Raw genomic sequence first — 25173 nt, 5'->3', positions numbered from 1 at the left:
TCAGGTGGCCTTGCGAGGGCTCGCGGAGAGTGCCTGGGAAGCGAGCGAAGCGCCGAGCACCAGGAGGACGAGCAGCGCCCAGGCGGGCAGCACGACGCGAGCGCCGCCCTCGTAGATGAGGGCCGCGTAGCTGGTGCCCAGATAGCGGCCCAGGGACATGGGCTCCATGCGGGCGATGCCGAAGAAGCTCACGGTGGACTCGGTGAGGATGGCGGTGGGCAGGCGGCTGAGGAACACGGCCAGCGCGAAGGGCCGCAGCGCGGGCCACAGGTGGACGCGCAGCACGTGTGTTCCACCCCCGCCGAGCGCGCGCGCCGCGGCGACGAACTCCTGTCCCTCCAGCGTGGCCAGGCGATTGCGGAACATGCGAGCGGGCCCCGCCCAGCCGACGAGCGCGAGTGACGCCACCATCAAGCCAAAAGGCCCCAGCCCCCCGCTGTGTCCCGCGTCCGCGAGGGACTGGCCCGCGAGCTGGAGCACCATCACCACGAGCACGTCGGGCAGGGCGAAGACAGCGTCCACGCCGCGCAGCAGGGCCTGCTCCCAAGCGCCACCGACGAGTCGTGCCACGGCCGCGACGATGAGACCGATGAGCGTGGAGAGCCCGCCCGCGCAAAGGCCCACGGCGAGGGACACCCAGAGTCCACCGAAGGCCAGCTCGCACACGGTGCGGTCCGGCCGCATCGGGTCCTCGCCCAGCGGACAGGTGCTGGCGAGCACGTCGGGGAACAAGCGTCCTGCCACGAGGCTCAGCACCCCGAGGCCCACGAGCAGGAGGAGCCCGAAGCGGGCGCGAGCGGGGACGCGGCTCATGCGCGGGCCTCCCGTGAGCGAGGGTCCACCGCGTACCGCGTCAACTCGACGGCGAGGCTGACGACGACGAGCAGCGAAGCAAACGTGGTGGTGGCGACCACGACGACGGCCACCTGCTTGTTGAGGACGGCCAGCACGTAGAGCTGTCCGAAGTACGGAAGGCCCAGCACGCGCTCGGCCGCGAACGAGCCGGCGAGCAGCGCCGTCGCCACCGGCCCCACGGCGTCCAGCAACGCGGGCAGTACGTTGGGCAACACGTGACGGCGCAGCACCGTGCCAGGAGCGAGCCCCTTGCCCAGCGCCGTTCGCACGTAGTCGCGAGACAGCTCCGTCTCCAGCGAGTCTCCCACCAAGGTGCCCAGGAAGATGCCGGGCCAGATGGACGTGACGAGCGCGGCGCAAAGCTCCGGCAGCATGTTGCCGCGCTCCACGACAGAGGGAGCCAGGAGGAGCGCGGGGATGAAGACAGGGGTGCCGAAGGCCAGCGCGGGCACGACGTCACCCAGCGCGGCCCAGCGTCCCCGACGCCAGCGCGTGCGCACCATCGCGAAGCCCAGGGCCCACGTCAGCGCCAGGGGCAACGCGAGCAATCCCACGCCGACACTGCCGGACAGCTTGCGCGCCAGCTCGTCACCGGTGACGCCTTGCGCGCTCGTGCCCAGTCGTTCGCCGCGCCAGAGCTTCTGCCAAGGCCGAAGGAAGCCCAGCGGCTCGCCGATGCCCAGGTCCCGTCGATACGAGGCCGCCAGCTCGGGCGACACCTGCCGCTTCGCTTCGCTCTCGGTGGTGAGCGGCAGCATCGCCATGAGGAAGTAAGAGGCCACCGCGACCAGGGGCACGAGCACGAGCTGTCGCGCCAGCTTCTGGAGCACCGACCTCATGACTTCACCTCGGCGCGCTGTGGCTCCACCGGGAGCTGCCGCGTCGTGGACAGCGACACGTGCGCCGTCATGGCGCCACCTCGGCCTGCTTCGGCTCCGGAGTGGACTGCCGCAGCGTGCGCAGCGCCAGGAAGTTGAACGGGTCCACGTCCAGGCCACGCAGCGTGTCCCGAGCACGGTAGTAGCGGTCCGGGTGGTAAATCGGAGCAATCACCGCCTGCTCCCCCACCAGCACTTCCTGCGCCTGGGTGTACAGCGCATGGGCGCGAGCCTCATCCGCCTCACCATCCGCCGCCTCCAGGAGTCGCTCGAAGCGGCCCATCGGCTCACCCGCCGCCTGCGTCTCCCAGCCCGTCTGATGGTTGCCCTCGCGCTCGAAGAGCGTGAAGAACGTATTCGGGTGCGCGTAGTCGCCGCCCAGCCGGCGCAGATACAGGTCATACGCGCGAGGCCCCTGCGCCGTACGCCGCGCCACCTCCGCCGTGAAGTCCGAGCGCGCCTCCAGCACCACCTGCACACCCACGCGAGCCAGCTGCGCCACCACGCGCTCCGCGATGGCGACCTCCGGCACGAAGTTGTCGCCCGAGCGATACACGAGCCGCAACGGCCGCTCCAACCCGGGCACTCCCGCCAGCTCCTGCTTCGCGCGCTCGGGCTCGTAGTGCGGCAGTCGCGCGGCCTCCTCCGTCGAAGCCGCCCCTGGAAGCTCCGGAGGCAACAGCACATGCGACGGACGCGAGGCCGGCAGCAACCCCGCCACCAACGCCTCGCGGTCCAGCGCCCGAGACAGCGCGCGACGAACCTCGGGCCTGTCCAGCGGAGCGCGCTCCGTGTTGAAGGCCAGGTAGTACGTCGACAGCAGCGGCTCGCGCTGCAAATCCCCAGGCCGCTTCACGCGCAGGGCCGCCGCGCTGTCCACGAAGACAAAGTCCACACGGCCCCGCTCATACAGCGCCGGTCCAATCTCCGACTTCATCAAGGTGATGACGGGCACGGGCGCCTCACCGGGCACCATCGGTGGAGGAAACGCGGAGCGCGGGTTGTACACCAGCCGCACCCGCTCGCCCGCGCGGTCCCAGCTCTCCACGCGATACGGCCCCAGCGCCAGCGGGCGTCCGTCACGAGGCCGGTCGAAGTAGTCGCGGACCTCCTCGTCCGCCCTGCCCTCCAGGTCCGCGGCGGGCGCCGGATAGAAGATGTAGACGTTGGCCACGCGGGCCAGGAAGTAGCTGCGCGGATGCACCAGCGTCACCCGCAGGGTGTGCGCGTCCACGGCCTCCACGCCCACGCGCTCCATCGCCGCGCGGACTTCCGCCTCGGGCGCCATGCGCTCCTGGAGCGCCAGCACCTCCGATGCGCCATCCAGGTCCGCCATCTCCCCGCGCTCTCGCCCTCGCAGCGCGCGTCGCCATCCCACGACGAAGTCGCGCGCGGTGAGCAGCGAGCCATCGGACCAGTGCACGTCCCGACGCAGTTGGAAGACGTAGACCTCGCGGCCCTTCGCGTCCCGAGTGCGCTCCCAGCGCTCCGCCAACCCAGGCTTGACCGAGTGGTCCGCGCCGAGAACCGTCAGCCCCCGCTGCGTGGCCAGCATCACCGGATAGTTGGCCCAGCTCTCGGGGTCCGAGTGACTCCAGTCGAGCGTGGTGGGCATCGCGGGCACCACCACCTTGACGCCCGCGTCGGGCTGGAAGCCGCACGGCCCGCAGGCCCCGGTCACCCAGGCCAGCAGAAGACACCACCAGGCGAGTCGCGCGCGAGGAGCCACCGGGGCACGTTGTACCCCGAAGCACCGCTCTCCCGAAAAGGAGAAGCCAGGAGACCGGCGACTCCTGGTCGGCCGGCATCCTGGCTTCGGTACCTCACGGAGGAAGCTCCTCCGCTGTCACCCCGGCATCAGACTGGAGCGGGGGCCGGCGTGGACGGAAGGTCCGGCGGCGCGGCCTTCAGGCTGTCGGAGTACGGCTTGCGGCCGAACTCCTCCGGCTTCTCCAACACCAACGCCTCGCGCAGCACGTCGTCCACGAACTCCACCGGGACGATGCGCAGCTGCTTGCGAATCTTCAGCGGGATGTCCTTCAGGTCCTTCTTGTTCGCCTTCGGGATGAGGACCGTCTTGATGCCCGCCCGGTGCGCGGCCAGCGTCTTCTCCTTCAGGCCGCCGATGGGGAGCACCCGCCCGCGCAGGGTGATTTCACCCGTCATCGCGACATCGCGACGGATGAGGACCCTCGTGAGCGCGCTCACCAGCGCCGTACAGATGGTGACACCCGCCGAGGGACCGTCCTTCGGAATGGCGCCTTCCGGCAGGTGGACGTGGATGTCGTAGTTCTCGAACACCTTGCGGTCGATGCCGAAGCGCTCGGCGCGGCTGCGCACGTACGACATGGCCGCCTGGGCGGACTCCTGCATCACCTCACCCAGCTTGCCGGTGATGATGAGCTTGCCCTTGCCCGGCATCACGGTGGCCTCGGTGGTGAGAATCTCACCGCCCAGCTCCGTCCACGCCAGGCCAGTGACGATGCCCACCTGGTCCTCCTGCTCCGCCACGCCGTAGCGGTAGCGCGGGGTGCCCAGGAACTTCATCGCCGTCTTGCGGTCCACCACCATGTCCCGCTTGCCGTTCTTCAGCACGTCGCGGGCAATCTTCCGGTACACGCCGCCAATCTCACGCTCGAGCGAGCGCACGCCAGACTCACGCGTGTAGCGGTGGATGATGGTCTTCAGCGCCTCTCGGCTGATGTCCACCTTGATGTCCGCCAGCCCGTTGGCCTCCTGCTCCTTCGGGATGAGGTAGCGACGGGCGATGGAGAGCTTCTCCGGCTCGGTGTACCCCGCGATGCGAATCACCTCCATGCGGTCCTGGAGAGGACCGGGGATGTTGTGCATCGTGTTCGCGGTGCAGATGAACATCACCTTCGACAAGTCGTAGTCGAGGTCCAGGTAGTGGTCGTTGAAGTTGTGGTTCTGCTCGGGGTCCAGCACCTCCAGCAGCGCCGCGCTCGGGTCGCCTCGGAAGTCCGTGGACATCTTGTCGATTTCGTCGAGCAGGAAGACGGGGTTGTTGCTGCCCGCCTTCTTCAGCGACTGGATGAGCTTGCCCGGCATCGCGCCGATGTACGTGCGCCGGTGGCCGCGAATCTCGGCCTCGTCACGCACGCCGCCCAGCGACAGGCGCACGAACTTCCGGCCCGTGGCCCGAGCAATGGAGCGCGCCAGCGACGTCTTGCCCACGCCCGGAGGACCCACGAAGCACAGCACGGGGCCCTTGAGCTTCTTCACCAGCTGCTGCACGGCCAGGTACTCGAGGATGCGCTCCTTCGGCTTCTTCAAGCCGTAGTGGTCCTCGTTGAGCACCGTCTCCGCTTCCGTCACGTCGAGCCGGTCCTGCGTCTCGTCGTACCAGGGGAGGCTGATGATCCAGTCGATGTAGTTGCGGACGACCGTGGCCTCGGCGCTCATCGGGCTCATCATCCGGAGCTTCTTCAGCTCCTTCTTGACCTTGAGCGTGGCCTCCTTGCTCATCCGCTTGTTCTTCAGCTTCTCTTCAATCTCCTGAATCTCGTTCTTGAACTCGTCGCGCTCACCCAGCTCCTTCTGAATGGCCTGCATCTGCTCATTCAGGTAGTACTCCTTCTGGGTCTTCTCCATCTGCTTCTTGACGCGGGTGCGGATCTTCTTCTCCACCTGGAGAATCTCGATCTCCCCCTGCATCAGCTCGTACAGCTTCTCCAGCCGCTTGGCCGGGGACTCCGTCTCGAGCAGCGCTTGCTTGTCGTTCAGCTTGAGCGACAGGTGCGCGACGATGGTGTCAGCGAGCCGCGCCGGGTCGTCGATGCTGGCGACCTGCATCAGCATCTCTGGCGGGATGCGCTTGTTGAGTTTGACGAAGGCCTCGAACACGGAGTGGACGCTGCGAACCAGCGCCTCCAGCTCCACGCTCTTCTCCGTCTGCTCTTCGACCTCCTCCACCTCCACCATGAAGAAGGCGTCGTTGGGGTGGAACTTCTTCACCTTGGCCCGGCGCACGCCTTCCACCAGCACCTTCACCGTGCCGTCAGGCAGGGGAAGCAGCTGGATGACATGGCCCATGGTTCCAAAGTGGAAGATGTCGTCAGGAGAGGGGTCATTCGTCTTGGCCTTCTTCTGGGCGGCCAGCAGGATGACGGCCTTGTCGTCCGGCCCCTTGTGAGCCATCGCGTCCTTCAACGCCGCGATGGACTTCTCCCGGCCGACGAACAGCGGAACCACCATGTGCGGGAACACGATGATGTCCCGAAGGGGCAAGAGCGGGACGGTGAGTCCCCGCTTCTGGGCTTCCTTCTTGTCGTCACGTCCGAAGAACATGTATCCGCCACCTGCTGGCCTACCGGGAGGGTAGGCCCCTGAAGAGTTGCCCGGTTGCTCGCCCGACGAGCGCTTACCCGGGGTGAAGCATGTCTATAACACGTCGGTTTCAGGCGCCGTTCCCCGCCTCAAGATTGGGGAACCACTTGCTGCCTTCAAGGGAACACCCGGAGCCGACTCGGATGTCCGCCTGGCGTGTCAGCGGCCCTGCGCTGCCTGCCCACCCTGGAGCCCTCCCACCTCCAACGCCTGGAACAAAAACGCGTATTGGTCCGCGCTGGATTCAATGCTCTTGGCCACCTGGTCCGCGCCACCATGTCCCGCGTTCATCTCAATGCGCAGCAATGCGGGTGACAAGCCGCCAGGTGCGTTCTGCACCGCCGCGATGAACTTGCGAGCGTGCATGGGGTCCACCCGGTCATCGTGGTCCGCGGACATCATCAGCAGCGCGGGGTAGCGCACGTCCGGACGGACGTGGTGGTAGGGCGAGTAGGCGTGCAGCGTCCGGAACTCCTCGGCCTTCTCCGCCGTCCCGTACTCCGGAATCCACGTCCGCCCGCTTCCGAAGAGGTGGTAGCGCACCATGTCCAGCAGGGGCACCTGGCACACCACCGCGCCGTAGAGCTCCGGGCGCTGAGTCATGGCCGCCCCCACCAGCAGGCCGCCGTTGCTGCCACCCTGGATGCCCAGCTTCCGGGGCTGGGTGTACTTCTCGCGGATGAGGTACTCGGCGGCGGCGTGGAAGTCGTCGAAGACGTTCTGCTTGTTCGCCTGCCGGCCAGCCTCGTGCCAGGCCGTCCCGTACTCGCCGCCTCCGCGCAGGTTGGCCACCGCATACACCCCTCCCGCGTCCAGCCAGGGCAGGATGCTGGCTCGGAAGTTGGCCTCCATGTTCACGTTGAAGCCGCCATACCCGTACAGCAGCGTGGGGGCGTTCCCGTCCCGCTTCAGGCCCTTTCGGTACACCAGGAACATGGGCACGCGGGTGCCGTCCTTGGAGGGGTAGAAGACCTGATCCACGGTGTAGGCCGTCGGGTCCATGGGCAGCTCCACCTGGGCCCACAGCGCTGACTTCCCGCTCTGGACGGACGTCTTGTAGACGCGCCGGGGCGTGGTGAAGGACGTGAAGACGAAGTACGCCTCGTCCTCGTCCTCCAGGCCAGACAGGTTGGAGGCCGCGCCCACGCCCGGCAGTTCCACCTCGCGCACGGGCTTGCCCCGCAGCGTCGTCACCCGGATGACGGTGGTCGCGTCCTTCATGTACTCCAGCGCCAGATGCTCCCCGACGACGTTCATGTTCTGGAGCGAGGCCACCGGGTCCTCGGGGACAATCTCCTTCCACGCCGAGCGCTCGGCCTTGGCCGGGTCCACCTCGAACACGCGCTGGCGCGGGGCGCCCTCGTCGGTGTTGACGTAGAAGCGGCCCTTCCAGGCCACCACGTTGTAACGGGCCCCCTGCCCCTTCACCAGCAGCCGGAAGTCCTTCTCCCCGGGCCGCTTCCAGTAGACGTCGTTCTCGTTCCAGCCGCGGAGGATGTAGACGAAGAGGAACTGGCCGTCGCGGCTCAAGTCCCCCTGGAGGAAGGTGGACGGGTCGCCCGTGTGCGGGTGCACCAGCGCGTCCTTCTTCGGGTCCTCGCCCAGCGCGTGGAAGCGCAGCGTGGTGTAGCCCGGCCGCGCGTCCACGGGGATGGAGGCGTCGGAGGGCAGCCACTCGTAATAGAAGCCCTTGCCGTCCGGTGTCCAACGGGGCTGCGCGTACTTGGCCCCCTCGATGACATCCACCTTCGACCACTGGCCCGAGTCCACGTCCATCACATGCAGCACGGCCTCGTCGGCCGCGTTGGGCTTCTGGGCGAAGACGAGCTTCTTGCCGTCCCACGACGGCGCCCACGTGCCCAGCGACACGGAGCCGTCCTGGCTCCAGCCGTTGGGGTCCAGGAGGACTTTCTCCGCGCCCTTCTCGCCGTCACGCCAGTAGAGGACCGCCTTCTCCTTGTCCTTGTGGGTGCGGATGTAGAAGTAGCGGCCCGCGCGCCGGGCGGGGATGGAGATGGAGTCCACGTAGAACAGCTCGCGGAAGCGGCGCACCAGCGCGTCCCGGCCGGGCACCTTCGCCAGGGCCTCGCGCGCGACGGCGTCCTGCGCCTTCATCCACGCCTGGACCTCTGGCGCCTTCTCGTCTTCCAACCAGCGGTAGGCGTCCGGCACCGTCGTGCCGTGCACCGTGTCCACCACCGCGTCCACCCGTGTCGCCGGGTATGCCATGCGCGAGTGTTCCTCCTGGGCCCGCGTCCCCACTGGGGGAGCGTCCCGTTTCGCTGGCTTCGAGCCAGCGCAGGCAGAGAGCATCAACAACAAGGCGGGCAAGGGCAGCCGTGTCATGGAGCCAGCACATACAGAAAGCCCCAGGCCCGTCCCACAAAAACCGTGGGCCGCCTGCCATGCCGCCCCACGCCAGAATGAATGGGGCGCGTCGGGCCCGCTTCCTGGACCTTGACGCGCCCCGTCACATCTAAAGCGGGCCGCCCCTGGAAGAGGCGGCCCTTGCCCTCCGCGCTAGGCGGATTCCTTCTTCGGTTCGGCGGGCTCTTTCTCCGCCGCGGAGTGGAGGATGACGGGCTCGCTCTTCTTGAGGATGACCTCCTCGGAGATGAGCACCTCGCGCACCGTCTTGCGGGACGGGATTTCGTACATCACGTCCAGCATGGCCGACTCGAGGATGGAGCGCAGGCCACGGGCACCGGCCTTGCGGCGGATGGCCTCGCTGGCGATGGCCTTGAGCGCGCCGTCGGTGAACTTCAGCGCCACGCCGTCCAGCTCGAAGAGCTTCTTGTACTGCTTGGTGAGCGCGTTCTTCGGCTGGTTGAGGATGTTGATGAGCGCGGGCTCATCCAGCTCCTCCAGCGCGGTGATGATGGGCAGACGGCCGATGAACTCCGGAATCATGCCGAACTTGAGCAGGTCCTCCGGCTCCACGTGCTTGAGCAGCTCCGTGAGGTTGCGCTGCTTCTTGGACTGGATGTCCGCGCCGAAGCCCAGGTTGCGGCCGCCCAGGCGCCGCTCAATCACCTGGTCCAACCCGCCGAAGGCGCCACCGCAGATGAAGAGGATGTTGGTGGTGTCCACCTGCAGGAACTCCTGCTGGGGGTGCTTGCGACCGCCCTTGGGCGGAACGTTGGCCACCGTACCTTCGATGATTTTGAGCAGCGCCTGCTGCACGCCCTCGCCGCTGACGTCGCGGGTGATGGAGGGGTTCTCCGACTTGCGGGCAATCTTGTCGATTTCGTCGATGTAGACGATGCCGCGCTGCGCCCGCTCGATGTCGTGGTCGGCCGCCTGGAGCAGGTTGACGATGATGTTCTCGACATCCTCGCCCACGTAGCCGGCCTCGGTGAGGCACGTGGCGTCCGCAATCGTAAAGGGGACGTTGAGGATGCGCGCCAGCGTCTGCGCCAGCAGCGTCTTGCCGCTGCCCGTGGGGCCCAGGAGGAGGATGTTGCTCTTCTGGAGCTCCACGTCCTCGAGCGCGACCTTGGATTCGATGCGCTTGTAGTGGTTGTGCACGGCCACCGACAGCGTCTTCTTCGCCCGCTCCTGGCCGATGACGTACTCGTCCAGCACGGCCTTGATTTCAGAGGGCCGGGGGATGCGCAGCTTGGTGTCCTTGGTCTCCTCGCGGTCAATCTCCTCCGCGATGATGTCGTTGCACAGCCCGATGCACTCGTCGCAGATGTAGACCGTTGGCCCCGCGATGAGCTTCTTCACTTCCTTCTGCGACTTGCCGCAGAAAGAGCAGCAGAGGGTCTGGTTGTCTCGCTTCTCCACGTTCTTGCCCGCCATGAAATCCCTCGCTGCGCCTGTAAAGCCGCCACCCTGCCTCGCGCCACCCAACCCGGCCTCAAAGCAATCTAGTCAGCCCCCATCAGGGACGTCCACGCGCCTTCCCGGTACTTAACAGGGAGAATAGGTCGGCGCAGAAAGCAGAAAGCCGGAGGCGCGGGGACGAATTCCCGCGGCTCCGGCCACCGGCCGAGGCGTCAAGCCCCGGCGAACCGTTACTTCTTCTCGTCCTTGCCCAGCCCGACGACCTTCCTCGGGTTCTGGATTTCATCCACGATTCCGTAGGCTTTCGCCTCCGTGGCGCCCATGAAGTAGTCGCGATCCGTGTCCTTCTCGACTCGCTCGATGGTCTGCCCGGTGTGCTTGACGATGATCTCGTTGAGCTTCGCCTTCATCCGGAGGATTTCCCGGGCCTGGATTTCGATATCCGTGGCCTGGCCCCGCACCCCGCCCAGGGGCTGGTGGATCATGATGCGGCTGGAGGGCAGCGTGTAGCGCTTGCCCTTCGTCCCGGCGAGCAGGAGCACGGCCCCCATCGACGCAGCCTGGCCCACGCAGATGGTGGACACCGGCGGTTTGACGTACTGCATCGTGTCGTAGATGGCCATGCCCGCCGTCACGGAGCCGCCCGGCGAGTTGATGTAGATGTTGATGTCCTTGTCCGGGTCTTCGGACTCGAGGAACAGCAGCTGGGCGACGATGACGTTGGCCACGTCATCGTCGATTTCGGTGCCCAGCATGATGATGCGGTCCTTCAGGAGCCGACTGTAGATGTCGTACGAGCGCTCACCGCGGTGAGTCTGCTCGATGACGTAGGGAACGGGCATGAAGGGCATGTCGACCTCGAGTAGGGCGCTGAAGCTCTGGAGACGGCTCGGAAGAGAACCTCAGGAATACTTCGCCCGGCCCTTCAGGAATTCAATCGTCTTTTCCTCGCGCAGTCGCAGAGACAACCCGAGGCGCTCGTCCGGACCCTTGAAGTACTTCTTCACGGCGGCCACGGGCTGGCCCGCTTCGACGGCGAGCTGCTCAATCCGCGCTTCGACGTCCGCGTCGGACGCCTGCACGCCCTCCTTGAGGGCGATGGACTCCAGCAGCAGCGTGCCCTTCACTTCCTGGAGGGCCTTCTCGCGCATCTCCTCGCGCAGCCGGTTGAAGTCCAGGTTCAGACGGCTGGGGTCCACGCCCGAGCGCTGCAGCTGCTGCAGGGCGCCCCGCAGCATGGAGTCCATGGCGCGCTCCACCATGGCGCGGGGGACCTCGAACGGGTTGCGCTCCACGAGCACCTTCACCAGGGCCTCGCGCTCGTCGTTGTCCGCTTGCGAACGGCGCGCCTTCTCCATGTCGGTGCGCAGCTTTCCGCGCAGCTCCTCCATGGACTGGGCGATGCCCGTCTCCTTGGCGAAGTCGTCGTTCAGCTCGGGGCTGATCTCCTTCTTCAGCGCCTTGAGGGTGACGTGGAAGCGGCCCGTCTTCCCCTTCACTTCTTCCACCCGGTAGTCCGCGGGGAAGGCGTAGTCGATGTCCTTGGACTCGCCCACCTTCACGCCTTCCAGGGCGGCGATCTTCGACTCGACCAGCTCACCGGGCTGCACCTGGACGGTGATGCCCTCGGCCTTGCTGCCGGTGAACGGCTGGCCGTCCACGGTGGCGTCGTAGTCCACGGTGGCGTAGTCGCCGGAGGCCGCCGAGTCGCGGTCCGCCACGGGCTCCAGCCGGCTCAGCGACTGGCGCATGCGGTCCAGCTGCTCGTTGACCTGCTCGTCGGTGACGGACGCGTCCGTCTTGGTCAGGGGCAGCTCCGCGTACTCCTTCGCCTCGACCTTGGGCTTGACCTCCACCCGGGCCTCGAAGCTGAACGGGGCGTCGGCCTTCAGGCCCTGGTTCGTCACCTGCGGGCTGGCGACGACCTCCACGTTGTGCTCGCGCACGGCATCCAGGTAGGCGCTCTGCACCACGCGCTGGATGACCTCGTCCTCGATTTGATCCTTGAAGCGCTGCTCCAGGATGCGGCGGGGAACCTTGCCCTGACGGAAGCCGGGCAGCTTCACCTGCTTACTCAGCGCGGAATAAGCGCGGTTCAGCTCTTCCGCCACGCGGGCGGACTCGACCTCGATGGAGAGCTTCTTCTCGACGGGAGAGAGCTCTTCGACCTGGACCTTCATACGGGCCTCGCTCGCCGCCGCCTCGGACAATCGTCCCGAGCGGCGCCGGATAAGTGGGACGTGCGCGTTTAGGGGATAGGCACGAACGGGTCAACGCGAAATGGGCGAGGAGGGACTCGAACCCTCACACCTTGCGGTACCAGATCCTAAGTCTGGCGCGTCTACCAGTTTCGCCACCCGCCCGGATGCGCCGCGTGCCGTGTTCCGTACATACCGCGAAACGTCCACTGGACGTCAGCATGCGGCGGCGCTGTGCGGAAAAACAAACGGGGTCTCTCCATTTCTGGAGAGACCCCGTGATGAGAGCGGAGGGAATCGAACCCACAACCTATGGATTAAGAGTCCATTGCTCTGCCAATTGAGCTACGCTCCCGGCACTGCGCTTGGCCCGTCGGCTGCGTGACGTCCAAGTGGCGGCGGTAACTACAGAAGGCCGCCCGCGCTGTCAAAAAGTATTTTCGTCCCCCCTGCATTCCCACGCTGAGCGATCACCTCTCGGAGACGCCGAGTCCGGGTGACGCCGCGCCGCCCGCCCCACTGGCTGGCGCCACCGTGTGTCCGCGCGCGGATGAAACAGACTCCCAGCACCTCTGTTGAACGGGGCCACGTCGGGTCTTTTTCCGTCCCGGTCCACCGGGGCGAACAGGCACGCACGGCCCCCAATTCGGGCTTCGAACAGGTGCACCGCCGAGGCACAGGCGGGCGGACGGAGGTCGTCCGCCCTTTTCGCGCAGACGTATGCAGGAGAGACGACAGTGACTGAAGCCAACATGTCCCCCAAGGTGGAAGAAGCGGGCCTGGCCCACGGCGGCTGGAGCCGGGAGCGGATGGAGCTGATTCGACGCACCATCTGCCCGAGGGGAATCAGCGAGGACGAGTTCGCCCTCTTCATCGAGCAGTGCAAGCGCAGCGGGTTGGACCCCCTCCTCAAGGAGGCCTTCTGCGTGGCCCGCCGGCAGAACATCGGCAACCGCGAGCGCCCCAACTGGGTGAACAAGTACGAGTTCCAGCCCTCCGAGGCCGGCATGCTCGCCCGGGCCGAGCGCTTCCCGGACTTCAAGGGCATCCAGGCGAGCGCGGTGTTCGCCGAGGACGACATCGTCGTGGACCAGGGGAAGGGCGAGGTCGTCCATCGCTTCAACCCGGCCAAGCGCAAGGGTGCGCTGGTGGGGGGCTGGTCCCGCGTGGTGCGGGACGGGAAGCTGCCCGTCGTGGTGTGGCTGGACTTCAGCGGCTACGTCCAGCAGACGCCGCTGTGGGCCAAGATTCCCACGACGATGATTGAGAAGTGCGCCCGGGTGGCGGCGCTGCGCAAGGCGTATCCCGAGGCCTTCGGTGGCCTGTACGTCCGCGAGGAGATGCCGGCGGACGACTTCGAGCCGGCGGCCCCCAGCCACGCGGAGCCCACGGGCGCCTACGAGGTGCTGGGCGCGCGTCCCGGCCCCGTGAAGGCGTCCTTCCCCACCCTGCCCTCCGCGCCCGCCAAGGAGCAGAAGCAGGCGAGGCTCGACGTCGACGTGCCGCTGCCTCCCCTTCCCCCCAAGGAGTCGGCGAAGGCGGTGGAGGTGGACGCCGCTGAAGCGCCTCTCCCCGCCGAACCGCCCGCCCCGCGCCCCAGCCCCAAGGCCAGCGCCGTGGTGGTGGCCTTCGGGCCCTACAAGGGGAAGACGGCCTCGGAGCTCTCGGACGAGGAGCTGAGCGAGAGCATCGAGCTGGCGAACGAGAAGCTGATGGAGCAGCCCCGCGCGCGCTGGGCCAAGGCGATGCGGGAGAACCTGCTCGCGCTGGAGGCGGAGACGGAGCTGCGCTGCCGCGTCCCCACCGTCGACAAGGGCAACGGCGCCTCGCACGGCGTCTGAGCCGTGCACGGATGAGGTGAAGTCCTCCTCCGCCGGAAGGGCCTCGGCGGAGGACGGGCCTCGCGGATCCACACGGTGAGGGGTGCTGGGAGTCGCTCCGGAGGCGCCGTTGCTCGGGCGCGGATCATCGGAGTGACGGGGTACTGGAGCGCGCTCGGAGGGACTTGAACCCCCAACCCCTGGGTTCGAAGCCCAGTGCTCTATCCAGTTGAGCTACGAGCGCAGAGTACGGAGGAGAAAAACGTGGGCGGCCAACCGGGGTCGAACCGGCAACCTCTGGAGTCACAGTCCAGCGCTCTAACCAGTTGAGCTATGGCCGCCGTTCCGCAACGGCGTTTGAAGCGTGGCTTCCCTACCGTGGAAAGCCGGGCCAGTACAAGGCCCAAATGTCACGGCGACCAGGTTGGCGCCCCAGGCAGGACTCGAACCTGCGACCCCCGACTTAGAAGGTCGGTGCTCTATCCAGCTGAGCTACTGGAGCTGGCCGGGCCGCCTGCTTCCACTGCGCTACTTAAAATCGGGGCGAGAGGATTCGAACCTCCGACCCCCTGCGCCCAAGGCAGGTGCGCTACCAGGCTGCGCTACGCCCCGAAAAGTAGAGTGCGGCATTGTTGAACCATCGCGGACGGACGCGCAAGAGCAACGTGTCTGACGGGCTCGCTCAAGTGCTGGTGGAGAGCATCAGCAGCTTCGGCTTCATCTTCCGGAAGGCCGCGCCCCGGTGCGACACGGCGGACTTCTCCTCCGGGGTCAGCTCCGCCATCGTCCGGCCACTGTCCGGAAACATGAAGATGGGGTCATAACCGAAGCCATGCGTCCCGCTGGGCGCGTGGCCGATGCGGCCCTCGCAGCGCCCCTCCTCCACGTGCGTCCGGCCATCCGGCCACGCCAGCGCCAGCGCGCAGCGGAACGACGCCGTGCGCTTCGCGTCGGGCACCCCGGTCAGCTCGACGAGCAGCTTCTCGTACCGGGCCTTGTCGTCCCCCGGCGCGTACCGGGCCGACAACACACCAGGCCGGCCCTCCAGCGCGTCCACGCACAGCCCGGAGTCGTCCGCCAGCGCGGGCAGGCCGGTGGCCCGGGCATACTCCAGCGCCTTCTTCACGGCGTTGGCCTCGAAGGTGTCGCCGTCCTCCTCGGGCTCGGGGATGGGCGCCAGGTCCGCCAGCGACACCACCTCCACCGAGTCCCCCACCAGCTCACGCAGCTCGCGCAGCTTGCCCTTGTTGGTGCTGGCGAAGAGGAGCTTGGACTTGCCCGTCGTCATTCGAGGGCCTTGGCCTGCGCGGCGACGAGCTGCTGGATGGCGGCAAGCCCGCCGTCGAGCATCGCGTCCATCGTCTTGCGGTCGAAGAGCTGGTGCTCGGCGGTGCCCTGCACCTCCACCATGCGCCCGTCACCCGTGGCCACGATGTTCAGGTCCACGTCCGCCTTCGAGTCCTCGTCGTAGTCCAGGTCCACGCGCACCTCGCCGCCCACCACGCCCACGGACACCGCGGCCATGGGCGTCAGCTTGGGCGTCTTGGTGAGGGTGCCCGCCTTCTGCAGCGAGCGCAGCGCGAGCACCAGCGCCACGTAGGCTCCGGTAATCGAGGCGGTGCGCGTGCCGCCGTCCGCCTGAATCACGTCACAGTCCAGCGTGAGGGTGCGCGTGCCCAGCGTGGACAGGTCCACCGCGGCGCGCAGGGAGCGGCCGATGAGCCGCTGGATTTCCATGGTGCGGCCCGTCTGCTTTCCCTTGGCCGCCTCGCGATGGTTGCGCGTGTGCGTGGCCCTGGGCAGCATGCCGTACTCGGCCGTCACCCAGCCGGTGCCCTTGCCCATCAGGTGCGGGGGGACGCGCTCCTCGGTGGAGCACGTGACGAGCACCTTGGTGTGGCCGAACTCCACCTGCACGGAGCCTTCCGCATAGCGGGACACTCCGGGGGTGATGATGACGGGGCGAAGGTCCAGTGCACCACGTTGGAAGGAACGCACGGCGAGCTCCTGGGGAAGTGAGGCGAACCTCCCTTCTCTACCAGAGCCGCACGGCGCGCGTGTCGTCCGCGTCGCCCCCCTGTCCAATCACCGAGCCCATCAAGGGGAGACGGGGCCTGCTACCTGGGCGGGCCGGGCGGCGTCACGCCGACGCGTCTCGCGCAGGAAGGCGAGCACTCCCTCGCTGATGGCCTCGGCCAGCTTCTCCTGGTAGTCGTCCCGGCCCAGCCGCATACCCTCCTCCGGATGGGAGATGTAGCCCACCTCGACGAGCACGGCCGGACACTCCACGCCGGACAGCACGAAGAAGGGCGCCTGTTGCACCCCCCGGTCCGCCGCGCGCGTGCGCGCCACCAGCCGGGGGTGGATGGCATAGGCCAGCCGGGAGGAGTCCGAGTGCGCCTCCGTGCGGACCAGGTCCTCGAGGATGAGCGCCAGCGTCGAGTCGCCGCGCGCCACGCGGGACATGGGCGCCTCCGCGTTCTCCCGGTTCGCCACCGCCAGGGCCGCCTCGCCCGAGGCATTGGCGGACAGGAAGTAGGTCTCCACCCCCTCGGTGCGCGCGCGCATGCGGGGCGTGGGCATGGAGTTGGCGTGGATGGAGATGAAGAGGTCCGCGCCGTGGTCGTTGGTCATCTCCACGCGCTCGGTGAGCGTCACCAGCGCGTCGCGCTCCCGCGTCAGGTAGACCTCGCCCCCCGCGGCCTCCAGCTTCGAGCGCAGCCGGTGGGCAATCTGCAGCGCCACTTCCTTCTCGCGCAGCGCGCCCGGCCCCTTCGCGCCCTCCTTGAGGCCACCGTGCCCCGGGTCGATGACGATGCGCGCGGGGCGCTCGCCGGCACCGGCGGTGACGGGGACGAGCCAGAGGAAGGCAACGAGGGCCAGGAGGGGGCGAGGGGACAGCGGCATGCCGGGGTGGAATGCTAGCGGAGCCCCACCCCGGGCGCGAACTCCCCGCCCTGCCCTGCTTCGGCCGTTCAGCCGATGACTTCGATGGCGGAGCGACCCGCCCGCACTTCACCGATGAGGGCCACGTCCACGCCCGCCTTCTCCAGGGCCTTGAGGGCCTTGGGCGCGTCGCTCGCGGGCACGCTGGCCAGAAGGCCTCCGTTGGTCTGCGCGTCGGCGAGCACCCACTGAATCGCCTCCGGCAGTCCCTTGGGGAAGCGGACCTTCTTCTGGACGTGGGCCAGGTTGGAACGGGTGCCACCCGGAACCACCCCCGCCTCGGCCAGCGCGGGCACTTCCGCGATGAGGGGGATGCGCTCCAGGTCGATGGCCGCGCGCGTCTTCGAGCCGGTCATCATCTCCAGGAGGTGGCCCAACAGGCCGTAGCCCGTCACGTCCGTGAGCGCGTTCACCTTGAACCTGCCCGACGCGAAGACCTCGCCCGCGGCGCGGTTGAGCAGGGTCATCACGGCGATGACGCGCTTCTGGAGCTGCTTCGAGGCGAGCCCGCGCTTGATGGCCGTGGTGGCGATGCCCGTGCCCAGCGGCTTGGTGAGCAGCAGCACGTCACCCGGCTTCGCGCCCGCGTTGGTGAGCACCTTCTTCGGATGCACCACGCCGGTGACGGCCAGGCCGTACTTCGGCTCGGGGTCTCGGATGCTGTGGCCGCCGAGGATGGAGATGCCCGCCTCCTCCACCTTGGATTGACCGCCCGCCAGAATCTTGGACAGCACCGACAGCGGCAGGCCGTCCGGGAAGCCCACGAGGTTGAGCGCGAACAGCGGCTTGGCGCCCATCGCGTAGATGTCCGACAGCGCGTTCGCCGCGGCGATGGCGCCGAACTGGAACGGGTCGTCGACCACGGGCGGGAAGAAGTCCACCGTCTCCACCACGGCGAGGCCCGGCGCGAGGCGGTACACGGCCGCGTCGTCGTTCGTGTTGAAGCCCACCAGGGCCTGGGGGCCACGGGCGGACTTCAGTCCCCCCAGGATTTTCGACAGGTCCCCGGCCTTGAGCTTCGCCGCGCAACCCGCGCAGTGACTCAGCTCGGTGAGGCGCAGGCGCTTCACCGACTTCGCGTCCGCCACGGCGTGTTCCCCTTTTCAGGCCCGCCCGGATGAGGGGCGGGCCCTGTGTACGACTCAGATGATGCGCACGTACTCGCGCTTGAGGAGTTGCACCAGACCCTCGGCCGTGACGACATCGTCCGCGTCCGCGCGGTCCAGCACGCCCGCCAGGGTCCCCTGGTTGATGACCAGCTGGAGCACGTCCAGCAGCTCCGGCGTCAGCTCCTTGAGCGGCGGCGTCAGCGGGACGACGAGCTGAAGCATCGCCTCCGGGGGCGGCATGCTCGGCTGGAGGCGCTTGAGTTCGTCGAGCTGACGGAGCGCGTCCATCAGCAGCGCCTCCGTGGACGAGTCCAGCTCCACCATGAACTCCTGGCTGTCCGCCGGACGCAGCTCGAAGTCGCCCTGCTCCCAGGTGATGATGCGGTTGAAGCTCTTCTGCGGCCCCAGGTTGTGGTTGTCGTTGATGACCGCGTAGTACACGCGACCCTGGCGCAGGTAGATCTTCCCCTCCTGGGCGCTGTTGACCACCAGCACGCCGTTCTTCTTGGAGGTGTGGAAGAGCTGGAGCAGGTCCGGCAGGGGGATTTCTTCAATCTTCCCCGTCATGGAGCTGCCCTTGGTGGTGGTCCGCGCGGCCTGGGCGGCGGCGGCCTCCTCCAGCTTCACCTTGGCCATGCTCTCGTCCACGTTGGCGCCGTCAGCGCCCTGGTGCACGAGCTTGAGGATGGAGGTCCCGATGAGGATGCGGTCCCCCTCCTTGAGCCGGGCCTGCTTCACCTTCTCGCCGTTGACGAAGGTGCCGTTGGTGGAGCCGAGGTCCTCGATGGTGATCTTCCCATCCGAGAAGCTGATCTTCGCGTGCTTGCGCGAGACCATGTCCTCGACGAGCACCATGTCCAGCTCGCTGGAGCGGCCGATGACGATCTGCTTCTCCGCCTTCAGCGGGAACTCTCCGCCCTGGTACTTCCCGGAGATGAACTTCAGGGCATAGGTCTTCGCGATATCCATGGTCATCAACCCGCCTGCTCCACCTTGCCGGGGTCCTTCACCAGGTTGAGATACATCTGCGCGCTCTTGTTGTCGGGGCTGCGCGCCAGCACGTCTTCCCACACCTGCACCGCCTCCGCCCTGCGTCCCGCGGAGTACAGCGCCACGCCGTACTGGATACGGCCCGGGATGAAGGCCGGGTTCTGCGCGATGACCTGCTCGTACTCGGCGATGGCCGCCACGTTGTCACCCGCGTCGCGCAGGGCGTTGCCCAGCTTGAGGCGGATGTCCACGAACTGGGGACACAGGCCCAGCGCGCGCCGGTACTCCTCAATCGCCTTCTGCCACGCCCCGCTCGACGCGAACACGTCGCCAATCTCGCCGTACATGTTGGCGATCTTCTTCTCGACGTAGGGGTCCAGCTCGCCAGGGCCGGTCTTCTGCCGGGACAAGGCGGCCTGGTAGACCTCCTTCGCCTCGGCGTACTTCCCCATGTCGTTGTAGATGACCGCCAGGTTCAGCGCCGCTTCGGTGTACGCCGGATTCAGGTTCAGCGCGGACTCGAACGCCCGCTGCGCCCGGGCGAACTGGCCCTGGTCGTGGTAGATGATGCCGAGCATGTTGAATACGTCCGCGAACGTCGGATTCTGCTCGACGATTTTCGCGAGGTACTGCTCGGCCTGGGCGTACTGCTTCTTCTCGAAGTAGCCGCGCCCGAGGGTCAGTAGCTGCTTGAGGGGCTCTTCCATGACTCGGCCCGTCCTCGGGCCCTGCCTCCGACGCAGGTAGCCTACATGAGCCCGGGCGAAAACAAGAATTCATCACCGTGAAGCGTGAGCGACAGAGACCGTTGGCCCCGGGTGTCCACCGGCCTCGACGGGAGAGAGCCCTGCAGCCGCCAGTGCTCCGTGACGACCGCTTCTTCCCGCTCCAGGCGGATGTACCACGCCTCCGCCCGATAGACGCGTCCTCGCATCATCTTCAGCTCGTCCCATTCGGGGCCCGCCACTCCGGGATTTCCGGGCGCCAACAGTCGGCCCAGGGCCTCCGTGTCCGCTGTCTCGAGCGCGCGGCGTCGGGCCTCCAGAGCGGCGACGACGGCCACCAGTCGGGGCGCGGCGGAGGGCTCCGGCGTCCAGTCACCGTCCTTCAAGACGAAGGGCACCCGCTCCACCCCGGCCGTGCCCACCTGGGTGGCGCCCAGCTTTCCCTCGAAGTCGAGGGTGGCGAAGGCCTCCGCGCGCTTCGCCCCGGGCTCCACCTTCACGGTGATACGGGCGAAGTGGTGCTCCTGGGAGGTGAGCGGCTCCGAGGCGTGGGGGATGGGCAGGGAAAGCCCGTAGGCCTCGGTGTGCTTCAGGGCGGTGATGATCTCCGCCTCGGGCCCGGCGGCGAAGCCCAGCAGCCGGGGGATGAGCACCGCGCAGGCGGCGAGCACCGCCAGTCCGGCGATGACCAGGCCGCCCAGGCGGCTCCACTCTTCCGTCGTCTTCACGTGCCCAGCATGCGCTGGGCCTTCTCCGCGGCGGGAGTCCCGGGCAGGCGGCGCAGCACCTGGCGCAGCGTCTCCTCCGCGCGCTTCGGGTCATTCAGCTTCACGTACGCCTCGTGGAGATCGAAGAGGGCCTCCTCCTCCAGGGGCGTGCCCGGGTACTTGACGAGCAGGGACTCCAGGCGCTGGGCGACGGCCTTCCAGCGCTCGCGCTTCGTGTAGAAGCGGGCCACGTACATCTCGTGCTCGGCCAGCCGCTTGCGTGACTCATCGGCGTGCTTCTTGGCCTCCGGGGCGTACTGCGAATCCGGATACTGGCGGAGGAACTCCTCCATGGTGGACAGCGCCGCGCGAATCTCGCCCTGGTCCTTCTCCTCCGAGGGCGGGAGGGCGAAGAAGTCGGAGGGGTAGTCCTCCACGTGGGTGAGGGCGGAGCGGAAGGCCGCGTAGTCCACCTTGGCGTGGGTGGGGTGGAGCTTGATGAAGGACTGGTACTGGTCCCGGGCCTCCGGAAAGGCCTCGCGGTCGAAGTCCACGTCCGCCAGCCGCAGCTCCGCCTCGCGCGCGGCCTCCTGGTAGGGGAACTTGGCGCGGACGTACTCGAAGTACTTCTGGGCCTTGAGGAAGTCCTTGTTCTCCAGGGCATCGCTGCCGAGCAGGAGGTTCTCCTCGGCGGTGGCGGCGTAGTCGGGGTCTCCGCCCTGGCTGCCGGACAGGGTGGCGCAACCGGAGGTAAGCAGCAGGACGGTGGTCAGGAAGGCGACGGCGGAACGCATCGACGCCACGCTATTCGTCCGGCCCCGAGGGGTCCAGCGAAGGTTCGCCCAGGAGCTGATGGATGACGTCCTGGGAGAATCCACGACCCGACAGGAACCGGGCGGCGCGGGCCCACGCCTTCCCGTCGGGCGGGCGAGCCGACAGCCCGCGCTTCTCCAGGGCGGTGCGCGCCGCGGTGACGGCGTCGAACTCCACCGTGTCGCGGGCGGCGTCGAGCGCGCCCCGGGCCTCGTCCTCGGACAGCCCATGGGCGTGCAGGCGATGGAGGACGGCGGCGGGCCCCTTGCCGCCGCTCAAGAGAGAGGCGGCGCGCTCGCGGCCGAAGCGAGCGTCGTCCAGGTAACCCCACCCCTGGAGCCGGGCGAGCGCCGCGTCACGGACCGAGGCGGGGAAGCCCTTGCGCTCCAGGGCCTGGAGCAGCTCGTGGCGGGTGCGGGCACGTGCGGCCAGGAGCTTGAGGCCCGCATCCGTGGCGCGCTGGACGGCCTCCGGTCCTTCATCCTCCGAGAGCATGGCGGGATACGTAGCATGTGGTAACAGGCGCGGGCATGCACCCTGTCCTCGCCCACTTCCTCACCGCCGATGTCGCGAAGGAGACGCTCCGCAAGCAACAGGCGGGAGAGTCCCTCGCTCCGGAGGAGAAGTCCTTCACCGAGGCCGCCAAGGCGAACCCAGGCCAGGCCGCCATCTTGATGGACGTGGGAGGCCGCGTCCTGTCCTCGGACGCCCAGGCCTCGCTCGTGTTGCTGGCGGCCCATGCCTCGGCGCGCGCGCTGATGGAAGACGCGGAGCTGGCCGAGCCGACCCGCAAGGCCCGCGAGGCGCTGGCCGAGGAAGGCGCCAGCGAGGAGGAGACCGACGCGTTCATCGCCTCCATCCTCCTGGAGGAGGCCTTCGGATACGCGCAGGACGTGGACTCGTTCGACCGCGACTTCGTGAAGGAGTCCCTGAGCGAGGTGCCCGCGCTGGCGGGCCTCACCAAGGAGGCGGTGGACGCCCTCCGCCTCGGGTTCGTGAAGGGCGCGCCGAACGACGACGAGCGCAAGGTGCGCGAGACGATGGCCCGCACGCTGTTCGACATCGCCTGGGAGGAGGGGCCCGCTCCCATCAACCCCGAGCACATCGAGGCGTTGATCGACGCGGAGATCGCCGACAAGCCCGAGGAGGAGCAGGAGGCCAAGGTGCACGCCACCGCGCAGCTGCTCCAGGTGCTCGCGCGCGAGGGCCTCATGGGGCCGCTGCGCCTGTCGCGCCTGCGCGCCATGCTGGGCGAGGAAGACGCGTAGCGACGCGGCAACGCCGTACGTCGAGGATGCACCCGCACTCGCGGGTACCGGATCCACGCTGGGCAGCGAGGCCCCTGCCCTGCCCTCGCGGATCCGTTCAAGACGAAGCGCTCGGACGGTCCTGCGTGGCCGCGCTGAACCGACCGGCGCCACCGCTCAGAGCGCGCCGGCCCATCCGGTGAGATGGATGGGCCCGGCTCCGGCACTCAGAAGCGTTCGATCTGGAAGTCGTCGTCCCCACCCGCCGCTGGCGCGGGTGCCGGGGCTGGCGCGGGCGCCGGAGGACGTGCGGGTGCGGGCGCCGGAGGCCTCGCCGCCTGAGCGGGTGCGGGCGGACGCGCGGCGGCGGGAGCCATGGGCGGCGCCGGACGCTGGGCCTGGGCGGGCACCGGCGTGGGCGGAGAAGCCGGAGGAGGCGCTGCCCCCACGGGCGCGCCCTTCTGAGCGAAGGCGGCCGAGCCGGGAATCGGCCGGGCATCGCCGGGCTTCGCGTCGAAGTTGTCCCACTTCGAGTCGGACGTGCCGCTGATGCCGGAGAAGCGCAGCGCGAAGTCGTCCGGGTTGGACGCCTGCCGGTGGGCCTCCTCGTAAGTCACCAGGCCCTGTCGCACCAGGCTCATCAACGACTGGTCGAAGGTCTGCATGCCGTACGAGTCGGTGCCCTGGGCGATGGCGTCGTGAATCTCCTTCGTCCGGTCCTTGTCCTCGATGAGCTCGCGCACGCGCGCGGTGACGCGCAGGACCTCCACCGCGGCCACGCGACCCTTGCCGTCCGCGCGCGGCACCAGACGCTGGCTGACCACGCCCTTGAGCACGCTCGCGAGCTGGATGCGCACCTGCTTCTGCTGGTGCGGAGGAAACGCGGAGACGATGCGGTTGACCGTCTCCGTCGCGTCCAGCGTGTGCAGCGTCGACATGACGAGGTGGCCCGTCTCCGCCGCGTGCAGCGCTGTCTCGATCGTCTCGTGGTCTCGCATTTCGCCCACGAGGATGACGTCCGGGTCCTGCCGCAACGCGCTCTTGAGGGCCTGCGAGAAGCTCATCGTGTCCACGCCGACTTCGCGCTGGTTCACGATGGAGCGCTTGTCGCGGATGAGGAACTCGATGGGGTCCTCAATCGTCATGATGTGGCTGGTCTCGTTGGCGTTGATGTGGTCGATCATCGCCGCCAACGTCGTGGACTTGCCCGAGCCCGTCGTCCCCGTCACCAGGACGAGGCCGCGCTCCTCACCACAAATCTTCGCCAGCACCTGCGGCAGCAGCAGGTCCTGCATGGTCATCACCTTGAACGGGATGACTCGCAACACCGCGCCCACCGTGCCGCGCTGCTGGAAGACGTTCACTCGGAAGCGACCCAGGCCCGGAACGCCGTACGCCAGGTCCACCTCGTTGCTCGACTTGAACTTCTCCTTCTGGAACTCGTTCATGATGCCGAAGGCCATGCGCGCCACCTCCTCCGGAGGGAGGCGACGACCGTCCTTCAACGGCACCAGCGAGCCATCCACCCGGAACATGGGCGGCAGACCTGCCTTGAGATGAATGTCGGAGGCACCGCCGCGCAGGGCGATCTGGAGGATCTCATTCAGTTCCATGGGCGCCTGGAATCGTAGCAGACGCCCCCGCGCCGAGGCGACCGAGGGAAACAGTGAGTCCCGGAAAACACCACGGCGGAGACCCTCGTGAGAGAGCCTCCGCCGCGGGAGACAACCGAGCAACCAACCTGAACGGTTAGCGCTTGGAGAACTGGAACCGGCGACGCGCGCCCGGCTGACCGTACTTCTTGCGCTCGACCGCGCGAGCATCGCGGGTGAGGAAGCCGGCCTTCTTCAGCGCCGGACGGAACTCCGGGTTGAAGGCGCACAGGGCGCGGGCGATGCCGTGACGGATGGCGCCAGCCTGGCCAGAGAGACCGCCGCCGCGAACGTTCACGGTGACGTCGAGCTTCCCCTTCTGCTCGAGGATCTCAAGGGGCTGATTGAGCACCATCTTCGAGGTCTCACGACCGAAGTAGTCGTTGATCTCCCGACCGTTGATGGTGACCTGACCCGTGCCGGGACGGAGCCAAACGCGGGCGGTGGCCTCCTTGCGGCGGCCGGTGGCGTAGAAACCGAGCTCTTGGTGAATGGGCATGGACGTTATCTCCCTTACGCCTCGACCGCGAACGCGGCCGGCTTCTGGGCGGCGTGCGGGTGGGTGTCACCTGCGTAGACCTTCAGCTTCGTCATCATCTGCCGACCGAGCGCGTTGCGGGGCAACATGCGGCGCACGGCGTTGAGGATGACGTCCTCGGGGTGACGCTGGCGGAGCTTCTCCAGGTTGGTGATCTTCAAACCACCGGGGAAACCCGCACGGGAGTGCCGGTAGTAGAGCTTGTCCTGCTCCTTGGTCCCCGTCACCTTCACCTTTTCGGCGTTGATGACGATGACGTGGTCGCCCGTATCGATGGACGGCGTGTAGATGGCCTTGTGCTTACCCTTGAGGAGGGTGGCAATCTGGCTCGCCGCGCGGCCCAGCACCTTGTCGGACACGTCAACGACGTGCCACTGGCGCTTGATGTCCCCAGCCTTCGCGCTGTAGGTCTTCTGCGACATTTCTTGCACTCCAAACTTCTCGCGGCCGCCAGGTGCATGCCGGGGAACCGCTGAACGTGCCTAACCAACCGCAGGTCCGCCGTTGAAACTCCACGGAGGCCTGGAAAGGCCGACCCTCCTAGTCGGCATGGAGGATC

General features: G+C 67.8%; 22 protein-coding genes and 6 tRNA genes. 2 read left to right on the top strand and 26 right to left on the bottom strand.

Annotated elements, in window-relative coordinates; translation table 11 throughout:
• The 10 genes from ACN469_RS39390 to ACN469_RS39345 all read right to left on the bottom strand — a co-directional run bounded on the left by ACN469_RS39390 (nt 1) and on the right by ACN469_RS39345 (nt 12422).
• Complete coding sequence (locus ACN469_RS39390; RefSeq protein WP_253997622.1) at nt 1–813, bottom strand: ABC transporter permease subunit; 813 nt, start codon at nt 811–813, stop codon at nt 1–3.
• Nucleotides 810–1694, bottom strand: a complete 885-nt coding sequence (locus ACN469_RS39385) for an ABC transporter permease subunit (RefSeq protein ID WP_498776798.1) — start codon at nt 1692–1694, stop codon at nt 810–812. Before ACN469_RS39385 ends, ACN469_RS39390 begins: the two co-directional genes overlap by 4 nt.
• 67 nt (nt 1695–1761) lie before the next feature.
• On the bottom strand, nt 1762–3348 hold the full coding sequence (locus ACN469_RS39380; protein WP_498776808.1) for a peptide ABC transporter substrate-binding protein: 1587 nt from the start codon (nt 3346–3348) through the stop codon (nt 1762–1764).
• 242 nt (nt 3349–3590) lie between these two features.
• Nucleotides 3591–6041 (bottom strand): endopeptidase La, encoded by a 2451-nt coding sequence (gene lon / locus ACN469_RS39375; protein ID WP_498776796.1) that lies wholly within the window; start codon nt 6039–6041, stop codon nt 3591–3593.
• Between the two features lie 198 nt (nt 6042–6239).
• Entirely contained in the window at nt 6240–8309 is a 2070-nt protein-coding gene (locus ACN469_RS39370) for a prolyl oligopeptidase family serine peptidase (RefSeq protein WP_498776794.1), read from the bottom strand.
• A gap of 291 nt (nt 8310–8600) precedes the next feature.
• Nucleotides 8601–9884 carry an ATP-dependent Clp protease ATP-binding subunit ClpX gene (gene clpX / locus ACN469_RS39365; RefSeq protein ID WP_253997619.1) on the bottom strand — a complete coding sequence of 428 codons (1284 nt, stop codon included), beginning with the start codon at nt 9882–9884 and terminating at the stop codon, nt 8601–8603.
• A 215-nt stretch (nt 9885–10099) separates the two neighbouring features.
• Nucleotides 10100–10720, bottom strand: coding sequence for an ATP-dependent Clp endopeptidase proteolytic subunit ClpP (gene clpP, locus ACN469_RS39360; RefSeq protein ID WP_253997618.1), 621 nt, complete (start codon nt 10718–10720; stop codon nt 10100–10102).
• A 51-nt stretch (nt 10721–10771) separates the two neighbouring features.
• Entirely contained in the window at nt 10772–12049 is a 1278-nt protein-coding gene (gene tig, locus ACN469_RS39355; RefSeq protein WP_498776792.1) for a trigger factor, read from the bottom strand.
• A gap of 101 nt (nt 12050–12150) precedes the next feature.
• A tRNA-Leu gene (locus ACN469_RS39350) sits at nt 12151–12232 on the bottom strand.
• A gap of 117 nt (nt 12233–12349) precedes the next feature.
• Nucleotides 12350–12422: transfer RNA gene (locus ACN469_RS39345), tRNA-Lys, on the bottom strand.
• 397 nt (nt 12423–12819) lie between these two features.
• Here ACN469_RS39345 and bet point away from each other — a divergent pair.
• Entirely contained in the window at nt 12820–13908 is a 1089-nt protein-coding gene (gene bet / locus ACN469_RS39340; RefSeq protein WP_498776806.1) for a phage recombination protein Bet, read from the top strand.
• A gap of 149 nt (nt 13909–14057) precedes the next feature.
• Here the strand turns inward: bet and ACN469_RS39335 are convergent.
• From ACN469_RS39335 to ACN469_RS39275, 13 genes are all read right to left on the bottom strand, one after another.
• Nucleotides 14058–14131: transfer RNA gene (locus tag ACN469_RS39335), tRNA-Arg, on the bottom strand.
• Between the two features lie 23 nt (nt 14132–14154).
• Nucleotides 14155–14228 (bottom strand) — tRNA-His (locus ACN469_RS39330).
• A gap of 84 nt (nt 14229–14312) precedes the next feature.
• Nucleotides 14313–14389, bottom strand: a tRNA-Arg gene (locus ACN469_RS39325).
• A 36-nt stretch (nt 14390–14425) separates the two neighbouring features.
• Nucleotides 14426–14499: transfer RNA gene (locus tag ACN469_RS39320), tRNA-Pro, on the bottom strand.
• Between the two features lie 70 nt (nt 14500–14569).
• Nucleotides 14570–15175: an XTP/dITP diphosphatase gene (locus ACN469_RS39315; RefSeq protein WP_498776790.1), complete on the bottom strand. Its 606-nt coding sequence runs from the start codon at nt 15173–15175 to the stop codon at nt 14570–14572.
• Entirely contained in the window at nt 15172–15885 is a 714-nt protein-coding gene (rph, locus tag ACN469_RS39310; protein WP_498776788.1) for a ribonuclease PH, read from the bottom strand. Before rph ends, ACN469_RS39315 begins: the two co-directional genes overlap by 4 nt.
• A gap of 99 nt (nt 15886–15984) precedes the next feature.
• Nucleotides 15985–16794 carry an N-acetylmuramoyl-L-alanine amidase family protein gene (locus ACN469_RS39305; RefSeq protein WP_498776786.1) on the bottom strand — a complete coding sequence of 270 codons (810 nt, stop codon included), beginning with the start codon at nt 16792–16794 and terminating at the stop codon, nt 15985–15987.
• 68 nt (nt 16795–16862) lie between these two features.
• Nucleotides 16863–17903: a selenide, water dikinase SelD gene (selD, locus tag ACN469_RS39300; protein ID WP_498776804.1), complete on the bottom strand. Its 1041-nt coding sequence runs from the start codon at nt 17901–17903 to the stop codon at nt 16863–16865.
• A gap of 72 nt (nt 17904–17975) precedes the next feature.
• The gene (locus tag ACN469_RS39295; RefSeq protein WP_498776802.1) at nt 17976–18911 is read right to left on the bottom strand and encodes an FHA domain-containing protein; all 936 of its coding nucleotides are present in this window, start codon (nt 18909–18911) and stop codon (nt 17976–17978) included.
• A gap of 5 nt (nt 18912–18916) precedes the next feature.
• On the bottom strand, nt 18917–19639 hold the full coding sequence (locus ACN469_RS39290) for a tetratricopeptide repeat protein (RefSeq protein WP_498776784.1): 723 nt from the start codon (nt 19637–19639) through the stop codon (nt 18917–18919).
• A gap of 41 nt (nt 19640–19680) precedes the next feature.
• A complete protein-coding gene (locus ACN469_RS39285) occupies nt 19681–20385 on the bottom strand; it encodes a hypothetical protein (RefSeq protein ID WP_498776782.1) in 705 nt (234 codons plus the stop codon).
• Nucleotides 20382–21158, bottom strand: coding sequence for an outer membrane protein assembly factor BamD (locus ACN469_RS39280; protein WP_498776780.1), 777 nt, complete (start codon nt 21156–21158; stop codon nt 20382–20384). Before ACN469_RS39280 ends, ACN469_RS39285 begins: the two co-directional genes overlap by 4 nt.
• A 10-nt stretch (nt 21159–21168) precedes the next feature.
• Entirely contained in the window at nt 21169–21672 is a 504-nt protein-coding gene (locus tag ACN469_RS39275) for a regulatory protein RecX (RefSeq protein WP_498776778.1), read from the bottom strand.
• 35 nt (nt 21673–21707) lie between these two features.
• Between ACN469_RS39275 and ACN469_RS39270 the strand changes: the two genes are divergently transcribed.
• Complete coding sequence (locus ACN469_RS39270) at nt 21708–22445, top strand: hypothetical protein (RefSeq protein WP_498776776.1); 738 nt, start codon at nt 21708–21710, stop codon at nt 22443–22445.
• Nucleotides 22446–22651: 206 nt separating this feature from the next.
• On the opposite strand, the gene ACN469_RS39265 is transcribed toward ACN469_RS39270, so the two are convergent.
• From ACN469_RS39265 to rplM, 3 genes are all read right to left on the bottom strand, one after another.
• Complete coding sequence (locus tag ACN469_RS39265; protein ID WP_498776774.1) at nt 22652–24037, bottom strand: type IV pilus twitching motility protein PilT; 1386 nt, start codon at nt 24035–24037, stop codon at nt 22652–22654.
• Nucleotides 24038–24173: 136 nt separating this feature from the next.
• The gene (gene rpsI, locus ACN469_RS39260) at nt 24174–24575 is read right to left on the bottom strand and encodes a 30S ribosomal protein S9 (RefSeq protein ID WP_046712181.1); all 402 of its coding nucleotides are present in this window, start codon (nt 24573–24575) and stop codon (nt 24174–24176) included.
• Between the two features lie 14 nt (nt 24576–24589).
• Nucleotides 24590–25036: a 50S ribosomal protein L13 gene (gene rplM / locus ACN469_RS39255; RefSeq protein ID WP_253997607.1), complete on the bottom strand. Its 447-nt coding sequence runs from the start codon at nt 25034–25036 to the stop codon at nt 24590–24592.
• Between the last annotated feature and the right edge of the window lie 137 nt (nt 25037–25173).

The organism is Corallococcus terminator, assembly GCF_049194865.1.
Lineage (GTDB): Bacteria > Myxococcota > Myxococcia > Myxococcales > Myxococcaceae > Myxococcus > Myxococcus terminator_A.
This window is presented reverse-complemented; position numbering and strand designations above follow the sequence as displayed.

Excerpts from the sequence above, each read along its gene's own strand:
- ACN469_RS39390 (WP_253997622.1), bottom strand. The coding sequence starts at position 813 with ATGAGCCGCGTCCCCGCTCGCGCCCGCTTCGGGCTCCTCCTGCTCGTG.
- ACN469_RS39385 (WP_498776798.1), bottom strand. The coding sequence starts at position 1,694 with ATGAGGTCGGTGCTCCAGAAGCTGGCGCGACAGCTCGTGCTCGTGCCC.
- ACN469_RS39380 (WP_498776808.1), bottom strand. The coding sequence starts at position 3,348 with ATGCCCACCACGCTCGACTGGAGTCACTCGGACCCCGAGAGCTGGGCC.
- lon (WP_498776796.1), bottom strand. The coding sequence starts at position 6,041 with ATGTTCTTCGGACGTGACGACAAGAAGGAAGCCCAGAAGCGGGGACTC.
- ACN469_RS39370 (WP_498776794.1), bottom strand. The coding sequence starts at position 8,309 with ATGGCATACCCGGCGACACGGGTGGACGCGGTGGTGGACACGGTGCAC.
- clpX (WP_253997619.1), bottom strand. The coding sequence starts at position 9,884 with ATGGCGGGCAAGAACGTGGAGAAGCGAGACAACCAGACCCTCTGCTGC.
- clpP (WP_253997618.1), bottom strand. The coding sequence starts at position 10,720 with ATGCCCTTCATGCCCGTTCCCTACGTCATCGAGCAGACTCACCGCGGT.
- tig (WP_498776792.1), bottom strand. The coding sequence starts at position 12,049 with ATGAAGGTCCAGGTCGAAGAGCTCTCTCCCGTCGAGAAGAAGCTCTCC.
- bet (WP_498776806.1), top strand. The coding sequence starts at position 12,820 with ATGTCCCCCAAGGTGGAAGAAGCGGGCCTGGCCCACGGCGGCTGGAGC.
- ACN469_RS39315 (WP_498776790.1), bottom strand. The coding sequence starts at position 15,175 with ATGACGACGGGCAAGTCCAAGCTCCTCTTCGCCAGCACCAACAAGGGC.
- ACN469_RS39305 (WP_498776786.1), bottom strand. The coding sequence starts at position 16,794 with ATGCCGCTGTCCCCTCGCCCCCTCCTGGCCCTCGTTGCCTTCCTCTGG.
- ACN469_RS39295 (WP_498776802.1), bottom strand. The coding sequence starts at position 18,911 with ATGGATATCGCGAAGACCTATGCCCTGAAGTTCATCTCCGGGAAGTAC.
- ACN469_RS39290 (WP_498776784.1), bottom strand. The coding sequence starts at position 19,639 with ATGGAAGAGCCCCTCAAGCAGCTACTGACCCTCGGGCGCGGCTACTTC.
- ACN469_RS39280 (WP_498776780.1), bottom strand. The coding sequence starts at position 21,158 with ATGCGTTCCGCCGTCGCCTTCCTGACCACCGTCCTGCTGCTTACCTCC.
- ACN469_RS39275 (WP_498776778.1), bottom strand. The coding sequence starts at position 21,672 with ATGCTCTCGGAGGATGAAGGACCGGAGGCCGTCCAGCGCGCCACGGAT.
- ACN469_RS39270 (WP_498776776.1), top strand. The coding sequence starts at position 21,708 with ATGCACCCTGTCCTCGCCCACTTCCTCACCGCCGATGTCGCGAAGGAG.
- ACN469_RS39265 (WP_498776774.1), bottom strand. The coding sequence starts at position 24,037 with ATGGAACTGAATGAGATCCTCCAGATCGCCCTGCGCGGCGGTGCCTCC.
- rpsI (WP_046712181.1), bottom strand. The coding sequence starts at position 24,575 with ATGCCCATTCACCAAGAGCTCGGTTTCTACGCCACCGGCCGCCGCAAG.
- rplM (WP_253997607.1), bottom strand. The coding sequence starts at position 25,036 with ATGTCGCAGAAGACCTACAGCGCGAAGGCTGGGGACATCAAGCGCCAG.